This is a genomic window from Cupriavidus sp. 01L45 (genome assembly GCF_056399885.1).
Genome location: NZ_JBFTSG010000176.1, coordinates 1 through 486, shown reverse-complemented (window position 1 = coordinate 486; position 486 = coordinate 1). Strand labels below are relative to the sequence as shown.

Genomic DNA, 486 nt, shown 5'->3' with positions numbered 1-486 from the left:
GTGCTGAGCGCCGGTATTCGTCTGGGCACGGCGGAGCTGCCGCTGCTGGCCTCGCTGGGCGTGCCGGAAGTGGCCGTTAAACGTCGGCTGCGCGTGGCGGTATTCTCTACCGGTGATGAGCTTCAGCCGGTCGGCGAACCGCTGGCCGCCGGCCAGATCTACGACACTAACCGTTTTGCCGTGCGCCTGATGCTGGAAAAGCTGGGCTGCGAGGTGATAGATCTTGGCATTATTCGCGATAATCAGGCCGCGCTGCGCGCCGCCTTTATTGAAGCGGACAGCCGGGCCGACGTGGTGATCAGCAGCGGCGGCGTTTCGGTGGGCGAAGCAGACTACACCAAAGCGATGCTGGAAGAGTTGGGCAAAATCGGCTTCTGGAAGCTGGCGATCAAGCCGGGCAAACCTTTTGCTTTCGGCCGGCTGCAAAACAGCTGGTTCTGCGGCCTGCCGGGCAATCCCGTTTCCGCGGTGCTGACCTTTTATCAG

Annotated in this window: 1 protein-coding gene; it reads left to right on the top strand. The window is 62.1% G+C overall.

Annotated elements, in window-relative coordinates:
* The coding region (locus AC1DT6_RS40590) for a molybdenum cofactor synthesis domain-containing protein (RefSeq protein WP_477115630.1) at positions 1 to 486 on the top strand (486 nt) is incomplete at both ends.